Annotated in this window: 10 protein-coding genes; 5 read left to right on the forward strand and 5 right to left on the reverse strand. The window is 73.3% G+C overall.

The window, feature by feature from the left end; all coding sequences use genetic code 11:
- Positions 1–53 precede the first annotated feature (53 nt).
- The 5 genes from J8M50_RS38010 to J8M50_RS38030 are packed head-to-tail and all read right to left on the reverse strand — an operon-like array spanning position 54 to position 5,338.
- Positions 54–1,079, reverse strand: coding sequence for a MupA/Atu3671 family FMN-dependent luciferase-like monooxygenase (locus J8M50_RS38010; protein WP_010354997.1), 1,026 nt, complete (start codon positions 1,077–1,079; stop codon positions 54–56).
- A 35-nt stretch (positions 1,080–1,114) separates the two neighbouring features.
- On the reverse strand, positions 1,115–2,143 hold the full coding sequence (locus J8M50_RS38015) for an isocitrate/isopropylmalate dehydrogenase family protein (protein WP_010354999.1): 1,029 nt from the start codon (positions 2,141–2,143) through the stop codon (positions 1,115–1,117).
- Positions 2,140–2,739, reverse strand: a complete 600-nt coding sequence (gene leuD, locus J8M50_RS38020; protein ID WP_010355000.1) for a 3-isopropylmalate dehydratase small subunit — start codon at positions 2,737–2,739, stop codon at positions 2,140–2,142. The genes J8M50_RS38015 and leuD overlap by 4 nt, the downstream gene beginning before the upstream one ends.
- 14 nt (positions 2,740–2,753) lie before the next feature.
- The gene (gene leuC / locus J8M50_RS38025; protein WP_010355001.1) at positions 2,754–4,154 is read right to left on the reverse strand and encodes a 3-isopropylmalate dehydratase large subunit; all 1,401 of its coding nucleotides are present in this window, start codon (positions 4,152–4,154) and stop codon (positions 2,754–2,756) included.
- A complete protein-coding gene (locus J8M50_RS38030) occupies positions 4,151–5,338 on the reverse strand; it encodes a LeuA family protein (protein ID WP_029184034.1) in 1,188 nt (395 codons plus the stop codon). The genes leuC and J8M50_RS38030 overlap by 4 nt, the downstream gene beginning before the upstream one ends.
- Before the next feature lie 326 nt (positions 5,339–5,664).
- Here J8M50_RS38030 and J8M50_RS38035 point away from each other — a divergent pair, with 326 nt between their 5' ends.
- From J8M50_RS38035 to J8M50_RS38055, 5 genes are all read left to right on the forward strand, one after another.
- Positions 5,665–6,546 carry an ArsR/SmtB family transcription factor gene (locus J8M50_RS38035; protein WP_050987262.1) on the forward strand — a complete coding sequence of 294 codons (882 nt, stop codon included), beginning with the start codon at positions 5,665–5,667 and terminating at the stop codon, positions 6,544–6,546.
- Positions 6,547–6,626: 80 nt separating this feature from the next.
- Complete coding sequence (locus J8M50_RS38040; protein WP_010355004.1) at positions 6,627–8,414, forward strand: fatty acyl-AMP ligase; 1,788 nt, start codon at positions 6,627–6,629, stop codon at positions 8,412–8,414.
- A complete protein-coding gene (locus J8M50_RS38045) occupies positions 8,411–10,108 on the forward strand; it encodes an acyl-CoA dehydrogenase family protein (RefSeq protein ID WP_010355005.1) in 1,698 nt (565 codons plus the stop codon). The genes J8M50_RS38040 and J8M50_RS38045 overlap by 4 nt, the downstream gene beginning before the upstream one ends.
- Positions 10,105–11,817 carry an acyl-CoA dehydrogenase family protein gene (locus tag J8M50_RS38050; RefSeq protein WP_010355006.1) on the forward strand — a complete coding sequence of 571 codons (1,713 nt, stop codon included), beginning with the start codon at positions 10,105–10,107 and terminating at the stop codon, positions 11,815–11,817. The genes J8M50_RS38045 and J8M50_RS38050 overlap by 4 nt, the downstream gene beginning before the upstream one ends.
- Positions 11,818–11,842: 25 nt before the next feature.
- On the forward strand, positions 11,843–12,121 hold the full coding sequence (locus tag J8M50_RS38055; protein WP_010355007.1) for an acyl carrier protein: 279 nt from the start codon (positions 11,843–11,845) through the stop codon (positions 12,119–12,121).
- Positions 12,122–12,153: the final 32 nt, after the last annotated feature.

The following is a 12,153-nucleotide window of genomic DNA, read 5'->3' on the forward strand; positions in this document are numbered from 1 at the left end:
CCCCCTTCGCGGGGGTGGTCCACCGGGAGCCTTCCGTGGTGGGGCGGCCGGGGTCAGGCCCAGGCGCGGCGCAGTGCGTCCAGGTGCTCCAGGCCGCCCAGTACGGTGTCCGCGTCGTCGATGAAGTCGATCAGGCACGCGACCTCGTCGACGCCCGCGTCCCGTATGCCGCGCAGCAGCTCCGCGTTGTCCTCGACGGTGCCGAACAGGCCGCCCGTGTCGAAGTACCGCTCGAAGCCGAGGGAGACCAGGAAGTCGACGTCCTCGGGGGTGAGGTCGTCCGGGTCCAGGTCGGGCATGATGTCGCCGGCGGCCTTCAGGAGCAGCCCGAGCGAGGTGCGCAGATAGGCGCTGAACGGTTCGCGCACGATCTCGCGCACCTCGTCCCGGTCGGTGCCGAGGAACGTGTGGAGCATCAGCACCACATGGCCGGGGTCGCCCTCGGGCAGCGCCGCGCGGTAGACGGCGATCTTCTCCGCGAGCTCACCGGCCGACTGCCCGAGCAGGTGGGTGAGCACCCCGGCGCCCGTCTCGCCCGCCTCGCGGAACGTCTCGGGGTTGCCCGCAGCCGTCAGCCAGACCGGCAGTTCGGCGCGTACCGGCTCCGGGTAGGTGCGCAGTTCGCGCTTCTCGCCGTCCCCGTCGGTCACGGCCAGGGCGCCGCCGCGCCACAGCTCCCGTACGTCGGCGATGGTCCGCGCCAGCACCTCCTTGCGGTCGGCGTAGTGGTGCGGGGCCAGGGCGAAGTCCGCGGCGTGCCAGCCGGACGCGAAGGAGAGGCCGACGCGCCCGCCGGACAGGTTGTCGACGACGGACCACTCCTCGGCGATCCGCAGGGGGTGGTGCAGCGGTGCCACCACGCTGCCCGAGCGGATCTGGACCCGCTCGGTCACCGCCGCCACGGCCGCGCCGGTGACGGCGGGGTTGGGGTAGGAGCCGCCGAAGGGGTGGAAGTGCCGCTCCGGCGTCCACACCGAGGTGAAGCCGTGGGTGTCGGCGAAGCGGGCTCCTTCGAGCAGCAGGCGGTAGCCGTCCGTGCCGGCCGAGTTGTTGGCGAAGTAGAACAGGCCGAAATCCACGGGCTTCCTCTGGTGTGTGGGTGGCTGATGTGCGGTCAGGACAGTTCGCCCAGGACGGCGGTGCCCGTCTGCGCGGTGCTGAGCGAGCCGCCGAGGTCCGGGGTGCACCGCCGCTTCGCGATGGTCCTGCCGACCGCGTCCCGTACCGCCGTGGCCTGCGGGCCGCGCCCGGCGCAGTCCAGCAGCAGGGCGGCGCTGAGGATGGCCGCGAGCGGGTTCGCCGTACCGGATCCGGCGAGGTCGGGGGCCGAGCCGTGGACCGGTTCGCACAGGGCGAAGCCGGTGTCCGGGTTGAGGTTCGCCGAGGCCGCCGTCCCCATGCCGCCCGCCAGTTCGGCGGTGAGGTCGCTCAGGATGTCGCCGTGCGCGTTGTTGGCGACGATCACGTCGAAGGCCGTCGGGTCGGACACCAGGTGCATCACCGCCGCGTCCACGTAGAGATGCCGTACGGCCAGGTCGGGCCGGCGGGCCGCCACCTCGCGGAAACAGCGCTGCCACAGCGCGCCGTTGTTCGGTACGGCGTTGGCCTTGTCGACCAGGCACACCGAGGTGGTGGCGCGGGCGAACGCGAACTCCAGCGCCCTGGTGACCCCGCGGCAGGTGCTCACCTCGGTGTCGATGGCCGTCTCGTGCTCGGTGCCGGGGCGCAGCCGGCCGCCGACGCCCACGTACAGGCCCTCGGTGTTCTCGCGCACCACCGTGCAGTCGATCGCCCTGAGCGCGGGGTCGCGCAGCGGGCTCAGCCGGTCGTGCAGCAGCTTCGCCGGGCGGTGGTTGACGTAGAGGTCGAGGTCGAACCGCAGGCGCAGCAGTACGTCGCGGGCGTAGGCGGGGTCGGTGACCCGGGGGTCGCCGATGGCGCCCAGGAGCGCGCCGTCCGCCTCGCCGACCCGGGCGAACTCCTCGTCGGACAGGGCGGGCCCGCCGGCCAGGAAGCGGTCGGCGCCCACCTGGTCCAGGACGTCGGTCTCCAGGTCGGGGGCGACCTCCTTCAGCACGCGCAGGGCCTCGGCGGTGACCTCGGGCCCGATGCCGTCCCCGGGCAGGACCGCCACGCGCTTCACGCCGCGCTCCCGGAGGGCCTCGGCAGCCAGCGGGGCCTGGTCCGCTCGTACGCGGCGATGGCGTCCTGGGACCTGAGCGTGACGTCGATGTCGTCCAGGCCCTCCAGCAGGAGCTTGCGGGCCCGGGCCGCCACCTCGAACGGCCACTGCCGCTCGCCGTCGACGACCCGCTGTGCGCGCAGGTCGACGGTGAGGGCGTAGGAGGCCGACGCCTGGGCGCGGTCCAGCATCCCGGCCACGGCTTCCTGCGGGAGCTGTACGGCGAGCAGCCCGTTGCGTAGCGCGTTGCGCAGGAAGATGTCGCCGAAGCTGGGGGCGATCACGGCCCTGAAGCCCCAGTCCCGCAGCGCCCACACCGCGTGTTCGCGGGAGGAGCCGGTGCCGAAGTGGGGGCCGGCCAGCAGGATGCTCGCCCCGGCGCGCGCGGGCTCGTTCAGGACGAACCCGGGGTCCTCGCGCCAGCGGGCGAACAGGGCGTCCTCGAAACCCGTCTTCGTGAGCCTGCGGCAGTGCCGGGCCGGGATGATCTGGTCGGTGTCCACGTCGCTGCGGCGCAGCGGCACACAGGTACCGGTGTGCTCGGTGAGCGCGTCCATGGTTCGGTCCTCGTTCAGTCGAGATCGGCGGGGGCGGCGAGCCGCCCGGCGACGGCCGTGGCGGCGGCCAGGGCGGGAGAGACCAGGTGGGTCCGGGCTCCCGTGCCCTGGCGGCCCTCGTAGTTGCGGTTGGAGGTGGAGGCGCAGCGCTGGGCGGCCATCAGCCGGTCGGGGTTCATGCCGAGGCACATCGAGCAGCCGGAGAACCGCCACTGCGCGCCCGCGTCGGTGAACACCTTGTCCAGCCCCTCCGCCTCGGCCGCCCGGCGGACCTCCATCGAGCCGGGGACGACGAGCATGTCGACGCCGGGGGCGATCGTCCGCCCCCGCAGCACGTCGGCGGCGGCCCTGAGGTCTTCGAGGCGGCCGTTGGTGCAGGAGCCGAGGAAGACGGAGTCGACGGCGATGTCCCGCATCGGGGTGCCGGGCGTCAGGCCCATGTAGTCCAGCGCCTTGCGGGCGACGGCCTGTTCCACCGGGTCGGCGAGCGCCTCGGGGTCGGGGACGAGGTCACCGATGCCCACGGCCTGGCCCGGGTTGGTGCCCCAGGTGACGTACGGGGTCAGGGACGCGGCGTGGATCACGACCGTGCGGTCGAAGGTGGCGCCCTCGTCGGTGCGCAGGTCCCGCCAGGAGGCCGCCGCCTCGTCCCAGTCGGCGCCCCGCGGGCTCTCCGGGCGCCCGCGCAGGTAGGCGAGCGTCGTCTCGTCCGGCGCGACGACGCCGGCCCGGGCGCCCGCCTCGACGCTCATGTTGCACAGGGTCATCCGGCCCTCGACGCTCAGCGCGCGCACCGCTTCGCCGCGGTACTCCAGCACGTGCCCGTGCGCCCCGTTGGCGCCGAGTTCGGCCAGCAGCGCCAGGGCGAGGTCCTTCGCGGTGACGTCCTCGCGCGGGGTGCCCACGAACTCGGCGGCCATCGTGCGGGGCCGCTGGAGCGCGAGCACCTGGGTGGCGAGCACGTGCTCGACGTCGCTGGTGCCGACGCCGAACGCCAGCGCGCCGAACGCGCCGTGCGTCGAGGTGTGGCTGTCCCCGCAGACGACGGTCATGCCGGGCAGGACGACCCCCAGCTCGGGGCCGACCACATGGACGATGCCCTGCCGGTCGTCACCGTGGCGGAAGAGCCGGATCCCCTGCTCGGCGCAGTTGCCGCGCAGGGTCCGCACCTGGAGGGCGGCGACGGGATCGGTGATGGTCAGGGAGTCGGTGGGGACGTTGTGGTCCTCGACCGCCAGGGTGAGATCGGGGCGGCGGGCGCGGCGGCCCGCCTGGGTGAGTCCGTCGAACGCCTGCGCCGAGGTGGCCTCGTGGACCAGGTGGAGGTCCACGTAGAGGAGGTCGGACCCGTCCTCCTCCCGCTTGACGACGTGGGCGTCCCACAGCTTGTCGACGAGTGTGGAGGGAGTGTTCACGACGACTTCGCCGCCTCGGTGAAACGGCCCGCGATCCGCTGCGCCAGGTCGCTGAGCTCGTCGCACTCGCCGGGCGGGCGCGAGGCCACGAACTCCTCGTAGAGCCCCTCGACCAGTTCCTGCTCGGCGGGGACGCCCATGCGGTCGAGCAGGTAGCGCAGGATCGACCGGCCGGAGTGCCGTCCGACCAGCAGCGACCGCTCGCGGCCGTACAGGTGCGGATTCAGGTATTCGTAGTTGATCGGGTTCTTCAGAATTCCGGCCTGGTGGATTCCGGCTTCGGTCGCGAAAGCGTTGACGCCGAAGACCGCTTTGTTGCGGGACGGAGCCAGCGCGATCGTCTCCGAAAGGAGGAGATAGGCCGGGTAAAGTCCGTCCAGCTGGATGTCTATGCTGGCGCCGAATTGATCGCCCTTGTGCCGCAGTACGGACGCGAGTTCTTCCAGCGGCGTGTTTCCGGCGCGTTCACCGATTCCGCCGAGGGTGGCCTGCACCTCGTCGGCGCCCGCCTGGATTCCGGCGAGCGCATTGGCGAGGGAAAGGCCCATGTCGTCGTGGCAGTGCGTGGACAGGACGACGTCGTCCGGAATCCACGAGCGCACGGACGCGCAAAGGTCCCCGTACTCCTGCGGGGTGGCGCAGCCGGTCGTGTCGGCGAGGATCACCGTGGTCGCGCCGTCCTCGACGGCGGCGGTGACGAGCGCCTCGATGTGGTCCTTGCTGCCCCGGCTGGCGTCCTCGACGCCGAAGGAGATGTCGGCCGCGCCGAGGTCGACGGCGAGCCGGATCGCGTCGCGCACCTCCTGCACGGACTCGGCGCGCGTGATGCCCCGCTTGTGCTCCAGGTGCAGGTCGCTGCCGGTGCCGCAGATCTGCACCTGGTGGTTGGAGCGGGCCCCGCCGGCGGCCATGGAGGCCCGGACGTCGTCGGTGGACGCGCGGTTGAAGGTGGCGAACCGGGCGGTCGTCAGGGACTCGGCGATCAGCCGGGTCGCCTCGGCGTCCGCCGGGGACGAGCCGGGGAATCCGGCCTCCACGATGTCCGCGCCGTACGCCTCGGCGGCCAGCGCCAGCGGCAGTTTCTGCTGCGGCGACATCGCATTGCCGGGCGCTTGTTCTCCGTCGCGCAAGGTGGCGTCGAATACGGAAATCCGGCGTCGGCGGTATGTGCGGTCGATAGTCACCTGGTCGCCCCCTGGACGGTGTCGAGTCCCGGGGAGACTAATTCGGCGGGGAGGGGTGCGGGCAGGGTTTCATGCTCGGTCGAAACTCCCTGCAATGCAATGTACCGGTAATGGTGACTCTCCGGAATCGATCGGTGACGGTGTGTGCATTGAGGGTGTGGAGGGGCACCGTCATTCGCGTTGATCTGAAACTCATTGCGGCCCGGCAGGGGCCGGACCATACTCCGGGAGCCACGTCGATCTTGCCGACTTGGCCGAGAATTTTGTCCATGATCTGGGGGAGATCAGTGCAGCGGATTCATTTCACCGTGCAGGATCTGACGCGCATGACCATCGCGTCGACCGGTGATCCGGCGGTGGAGACGGCACTGGCCGCCGACCTGCTCCGCCGCCGGAGCGGAGGCGCGATCTTCGGGCGCTGGCGGGACCTGGTGAGCCAGGCGGCACCCCTGCGCCTCCCGTCGAGACCCTCGGTGCCCGACCACCTCACCCTGCTCGCGCAGGCCAGCGGCGCCGCCGTACTGCGGGACTGGACGGGTGGCCGCGACTCCGCCGCCGACAGCGACTTCTTCGACCACGTGCTCGCCCCGTACTGGGAGCGCGTCAACGCCTACCTCCGCGCCGACGCCGAACACCGCAGCCGGATCTTCCTCGGCGGCGGGGTGGAGGCCCTGCTGGGCACGCTGCACGCACGCATCGAGTGGAACTCCCCGGTGCTCGAACTGGACAACGGCCTGGACGGCGAGTTCCATCCGCGGGGCGCGAGCCTGACGGTCGTGCCCTCGCTGTTCCTGCACAGCAGACCCGTGGTGTACACGGGCGGCACCTCGCCCGTCCTGGTGTACCCCGTCCCGCTGGACGCGGTGACGGCGGCGGCCCTGTGGGACGAGCCCGAACAGCAGGACCGGGCCCTCGGCGCACTCATGGGCCGCACCCGCGCGAGCGTCCTGCTCGCCCTGACGGAGAACTGCACCACCACCGAACTCGGCCGGCGGCTCGGCATCTCGGCCGCGGCGGCGAGCCAGCACACCACGGTGCTGCGGGCCGCCGGACTCATCACCAGCAGCCGCAGGCTCAACGCGGTCGTGCACTCCCTCACCGACCTGGGCCTGACCCTCCTCAGGGAGGGCGAGGAATTCCCCCGGGACGGCGAAGAACTCCCCGGGGCGGACGCGGAGTGCCCCCCCGAGTGCCGCCGCGCCTCGTGACGTCCACCCCCTTCTCCGGCCGTCCGCACGCGCACAGATCCCTGACACACCCATTCCCCGCACGTCCGGAGAGGCATTCCGTGGGCTACGACATGATCGAGAACATCACCGCCGCGCCCTCGTTGGGCGCCCTGCTGCGCGACCACGTGCGCGACCGCGCCGGCCAGGACGCCGTGGTGTTCGTGCGCGACCCGCAGACCGACGACGCGGACACCCTCACCTACGCACAGCTGGACCGCCGGGCCGGGGCCGTCGCCGACGTCCTGCGCACCCACGCCGCGCCCGGCGACCGGGTGCTGCTGCTGTACCCGCAGAGCACCGAGGGCGTCGCGGCCTTCGCGGGCTGCCTGTACGCCGGAACCCTCGCCGTGGTCGCCCCCATGCCGGGCAGCTACCAGCAGGACCGCAAGCGGGTCACGTCGATCGTCTCCGACGCCGGGATCTCCGTGGTCCTCACCGACAGCGCGAACCTCGAAGCCGTCCAGGAGTGGGCCGGCGCCGCCGCACTGCCCGGCCTGCGCGTCCTGGCCAGCGACACCTTCGACGACGCCGAGGGCCACCTCGCGGCGCTCGCACCGGCCGGCCACGAGACGCCGGCGATGCTCCAGTACACCTCGGGCTCCACCAGCGAACCCAAGGGCGTCACGATCACGCACGGCAACCTGCTGCACGACATCGCGGCGTTCGTGTCGTCGCTCGGCGCGGAAGAACCGGTCAGGACGGGCGGCTGGGCGCCGCTCTACCACGACATGGGCCTCATCGGGCAGACCCTCGCGCCGCTCGCCATGGGCAGCACGGTGGTCCTGATGTCGGCCGTGACCTTCGTGAAGCGTCCGGTCCAGTGGCTGCGCCTCATCGACCGGTACGACCTGCGGTTCTCCGCCGCGCCGAACTTCGCCCACGACCTGTGCGTCGCGAAGGTCACCGACGAGCAACTGACCGGCCTCGACCTGTCCCGGTGGCGGTACGCCCTCAGCGGCGGCGAGCCCGCACAGGCGTCGACCATCCGCAGATTCACCGAACGCTTCGCCGCGGCCGGCCTCGACCCCGACGCGTTCGGCGTCTGCTACGGCCTCGCCGAGTGCACCGTCTTCGTCGCCGGCTCACCCGAGCGCCCGGCGGTCGTCACCGACCTGGACCCGGCCCTGCTCGAACAGGGCCTCCTGCGCCGGGCGACCGACGGCACCGAAGGGCGTCCGGTGCCCGGCAACGGCGCCGTGCACGGCGTGGAGGCCCGGATCGTCGACCCCGGCACCCGCGAGGACCTGCCCGCAGGCAGCGTGGGGGAGATCTGGCTGCGCGGCCCGAGCGTCGCCCGCGGCTACTGGGAGAACCCGCAGGCGACCGCCGAGACGTTCCAGGCCCGCACCAAGGACGGCGACGGCCCGTTCCTGCGCACCGGCGACCTCGGCGGCTTCCTCGACGGGGAGCTGTACGTCACCGGACGACGCAAGGACCTGATGATCATCAACGGGCGCAATCTGCACCCGCAGGACGTCGAACACGCCCTGCGCGACCGGCACGACGAGCTGGACGGACTGCCGGGCGCGGTCTTCTCCGTACCGGTGGACGGCGCGGGCGGCGCGAACGAGGAAGCGCTCGTCGTCATGCAGGAGGTGCGCGGCCGTCCCGCGCCGGACGACGCCCAGGTGCTCGTCCGCGCCATGCGCGACACGGTCTCCCGGGAGTTCGGGGTACGCGCGGCGGGCGTCCTGCTCCTGCGCCGGGCCGGCGTCCGGCGCACCACCAGCGGCAAGATCCAGCGCGCGGCCATGCGCGACCTGTTCCTCTCCGGCGCGGTCGAACCGCTCTTCGCGGAGTTCGACGCCCGGCACGCCGCCCTCGCCGGACAGGGGCGCACGGCATGACCGCCTCCCTGACCGGGCTCGGCACCGAGGCCCTCGACGCACTGCTGACCCGCGCCTCCGTCCCCGGCGGCGCCTTCGACCCCGCCGAACTCGCCCGGCTGGACGAGGCCGAGGAGTTCCCCGAGGCCGCGCACCGGCTGCTCGTCGACGCCGGCCTGGGCGCGCACTACGTCCCCGAGCGCCACGGCGGCCTCCTGCACGGCCTGGACGGGGCGATGGCCGCCCTGCGCACCGTCGCCCGACGCGACCTGACCGTCGCCATCGCCCACGGCAAGACCTTCCTCGGCGCGATGCCCACCTGGGTCGCCGGCGACGACCGGCAGACCGAACTGCTCTCCCGGGAGATCCGCGCCGGCGCCGAGGTGTGCTGGGCGCTCACCGAGCGCGGCACCGGCAGCGACCTCCTCGCCGGCCGGCTCAGCGCCCGCCCCGTCCCCGGCGGCCTCGCCCTCGACGGCGAGAAATGGCTGATCAACAACGCCACCCGGGCCCGGTTCGCCTGCGTCCTGGCCCGCACCCGGCCGGGCGGCGGCCCCCGCGGGTTCCGCTTCGTCCTGGTCGACAAGGACGCCCTCCCCGAGGGCGCCTGCCGCACGCTCCCCAAAGAACCCACGCACGGCATCCGCGGCGCCGACATCAGCGGCATCGCCCTCCAGGACGCGACGGTCGCCGACTCGGCGGGCATCGGCCCGGACGGCTCCGGCTTCGAAGTGCTCCTCACCTCGCTCCAGCTCACCCGGATCTGCGCCACCTCGCTCTCCCTGGGCGCCGCCGACCACGCGCTGCCGATCGCCGTACGCTTCCTCACCGACCGCCACCTGTACGGGCAGCGGCTCGCCGACCTGCCCCGCATCCGCAGGGCCCTCGGCGACGCCGCCTCGGCGCTGCTGCTCGCCGAGGCCGTCGCCGTACTGGCCGGGCGCAGCGCCCAGACCCTGCCCCGGGAACTCGCGGTGACCGCCGCCGTGACGAAGGCGTTCGTCCCCACGACCGTGCAGCGCTCCGTGGACGCCCTGGCCGAACTCCTCGGCGTCCGCGGCTTCCTCACCGGGGTCCTGGAACACGGCGCGTTCGCCAAGCTCGACCGCGACCACCGCATCGTGGCCGTCTTCGACGGCAGCACCGCCGTGAACCGGCACGCCCTGATCACCTCCTTCCCGCTGCTCGCCCGCGCGCACGCCGCCGACGTCCACGACGCACCGGGCCTGCGGGCGGCGGCCGGCCTCGGCGCCCCCCAGCCGCCCCTGGACCCGCGCCGGCTCACCCTGATCAGCGACGGCGGATCCAGCGTCGTCCAGTCCCTGCCCGAAGCGGCACTCCTCGCCGCCCGCCGGGGCCGCGCGGACGTCGCCGCCGACGCCCGCACCCTCGCCGCCGAGTCGCTGCGCCTGCACCAGGAGATCGCCGACGCCCACGGCGCCTCCGCCGAGGCGTTCGCCCTCGCCCAGCGCTACGAACTCGTGTTCGCGGGAGCGGCCTGCCTCGCACTGTGGCTGCACACCGAACCCGCACCCGGCGCCCGGTGGTGGCGCGACGCCCTGTGGGTGCGGGCCTGCCTGAGCGTCGTCCTGCGCCGGCTCGGCCTCGAACCGGCCGCCGGACCCGACGCCCGCGACCTGCTCTGCGCCGAACTGCTGCGCACGGACCTCGCCGAGGGGGAGTTCTCCCTGCTGTCCGGACTGGAGACCCCATGACGAACGACCCCTCCCGCGTCGGGGAGCTGGAGCGCCGCCTCGGCGACCCCTTCGACGACACCAACCCGGCCGGCTTCGCCGCGCTGCTGGCGGCCGACGAACGCGCCGAGATGCCCGCCGGAGCCGAACAGGCCCTGGACGACTACGGCTTCAACGCCGAGTTCGTGCCCGTCGAACTGGGCGGCCGGCTCTCCCGCCTCGACGACGTCGTCGCCGCGCTGCGCTCCCTGTACCGCCGGGACCCCTCCCTCGGGCTCGGCTACGGCATGAGCTCGTTCATCGCCTCCGTCAACGTCTGGCTCGCCGGCGACGACCGCCAGCGGCGCACCGCCGCCGACCTGATCCTCGGCAACCACCGCCTCGCCGCCGCCTACCACGAACTGGCCCACGGCAACGACCTGACCGGCGCCGAGTGCGCCCTCGTCGACGTCGACGGCACCCCCGTCCTGCGCGGTCGCAAGGAGGTCGTCACCAACGTGCGCCGCGCCCGGGGCATGGTCCTCTTCGCCCGCACCGACGAACGCCCCGGCAGCCGCAGCCACTCGCAGATCCTGCTGGACAAGCGCACCCTCGACCCGGCCCGCCTGCGCGACCTGCCCCGCTTCCCCAGCTCGGGCATGCGCGCGGTGCAATTGCACGGCATCGAGTTCGAGGACTGCCCGCTGCCCCCGGACAGCATCCTGGGACGCGGTCGCGGCCTGGAGACGGCGATCCGCTCGTTCCAGATCACGAAGACCGTCACCCCCGCCGTCATGTGCGGACCCGTGGAGACCGGACTGCGGGTGGCGCTGCGCCACCTCACCACCCGGCCCCTGTACGGCGCCACCGCCGCCGACCTGCCCCACGTACGCTCCGCACTCGCCGGCGTCTTCGCCGACCTGCTGCTCGTCGAGTGCTTCGGCGCGGCGGCGATCCGGGCCGTCCACGTGCTGCCGGACGAGGCGAGCGTGCTGTCGGCCGTCTACAAGCACTTCGGGTCGGCGGTGCTGCTCGACGCCATGAACACCCTGTCCGAACTCCTCGGCGCCCACTTCTACCTGCGGACCGGCCCCACGGCGATCTTCCAGAAGCTGCTGCGCGACGTCCGCCTGGTCGGCTTCGGGCACGCCGCCCGCGCCGCCTGCGAGTCGATCGTCCTGCCGCAGCTCCCGGTGCTCGCCCGCCGCTCCTGGTCGGCGCCGCACCCCGAGGACGCCCCGGCCGGACTGTTCGACCTCGACGCCCCCCTCGGCCCCCTGGAGTTCCAGCGGCTGGGCCTGTCCTGCGGCGGACGCGACCACCTGACCGGCTCCCTCACCGCGTCCGTCGCCCGGCTCACCGGGCCCGCCGCCGCCCTCGGAGAGCTGTTCCTCGCGGAGCACGCCGCGCTCACGCGCGCCTGCCGTGACCTCGGACCGGCGGACGTCACGGTCACGGCGGGCGCCGACGCCGCCGGCCTGGTGACCCGCCTCGGACACGTGCACGCGGCGGCCTCCGTCCTCGGCCTGTGGCGCCACAACCTCGGCGGGGGCGGCCTCCCCGACGCCCCCGTCTGGCCGCACGCCCTGCTGGCCCGCCTCCACGGCCGCCTCACGGGCCGGCCCACCGCGCTGCCCCCCGCCGCCGAGGAAGCGCTGCACTCCGAACTGCTCGACCGGTTCCACACCGGTCGTTCCTTCGACCTCGCCGTGCGGCCTCTGCCCGACGGGCAAGGGGCGGCGAGAACGTGACCCCACCTCAGAGAAGGAGACCACCATGCCGGGTACCACCGGACAGCGGACCGAGTCGCGGCAGGCCGCGCTCCAGGACTGGCTGACCACCGAGATCGCCCAGCTCCTCGGCACCGAGCCGCAGGACATCGACCGCTCCGCAGCGTTCGGCGAGTACGGCCTGGAGTCCATCTCCGGCCTCACCCTCGCCGCCGCCATCGAGGACCACCTCGGCATCGAGGTGGACCCCACCGTCGTCTGGGACCACCCCAGCATCGACGCACTCGCCACCCACCTCATCGAGGCCCAGGCCGCCACGTCCTGACGGCCCCGCCGACGCCGACCTGGAGCACGCAC

The sequence above is a fragment of the Streptomyces acidiscabies genome, from assembly GCF_020010905.1.
GTDB lineage: Bacteria > Actinomycetota > Actinomycetes > Streptomycetales > Streptomycetaceae > Streptomyces > Streptomyces acidiscabies.

What these genes read in the sequence shown, in the direction of transcription:
- leuD (WP_010355000.1), bottom strand. Translation starts at nt 2,739, where the DNA reads ATGGACGCGCTCACCGAGCACACCGGTACCTGTGTGCCGCTGCGCCGC.
- J8M50_RS38035 (WP_050987262.1), top strand. Translation starts at nt 5,665, where the DNA reads ATGACCATCGCGTCGACCGGTGATCCGGCGGTGGAGACGGCACTGGCC.
- J8M50_RS38045 (WP_010355005.1), top strand. Translation starts at nt 8,411, where the DNA reads ATGACCGCCTCCCTGACCGGGCTCGGCACCGAGGCCCTCGACGCACTG.
- J8M50_RS38050 (WP_010355006.1), top strand. Translation starts at nt 10,105, where the DNA reads ATGACGAACGACCCCTCCCGCGTCGGGGAGCTGGAGCGCCGCCTCGGC.
- J8M50_RS38055 (WP_010355007.1), top strand. Translation starts at nt 11,843, where the DNA reads ATGCCGGGTACCACCGGACAGCGGACCGAGTCGCGGCAGGCCGCGCTC.